The sequence below is a fragment of the Paraburkholderia sp. SIMBA_054 genome (assembly GCF_046534875.1).
Classification (GTDB): domain Bacteria; phylum Pseudomonadota; class Gammaproteobacteria; order Burkholderiales; family Burkholderiaceae; genus Paraburkholderia; species Paraburkholderia hospita.
In genome coordinates, this window is record NZ_JAWRXV010000849.1 from 1 (window position 1) to 269 (window position 269).

General features: G+C 55.8%; 1 protein-coding gene. It reads left to right on the forward strand.

From position 1 onward, the window contains the following. Positions 1-269 (forward strand): aldehyde dehydrogenase family protein (locus SB822_RS57510; RefSeq protein ID WP_410859164.1); only part of this gene is annotated, 269 nt, incomplete at both ends.

The window sequence follows — 269 nt, forward strand, 5'->3', positions numbered from 1 at the left end:
GGCGTCGTCAATGTCGTGACCGGCAAGGGCTCGCTCGTAGGTCAGGCACTCGTCGAGCATCCAGACGTTGACAAGATAGCCTTTACCGGCTCAAGCGCGGTTGGTCTTCATATCCAGAAGTCCTGTCCAACCGTAAAGCGCCTTTCATTGGAGCTTGGTGGCAATTGTCCGTTAATCATAACCGCCAGCGCCGACATTGATGCGGCAGTGAAGGGGGCAGTGCGCCGTTCCTTCCGCAATATGGGGCAGATCTGCATTGCGATTAATCG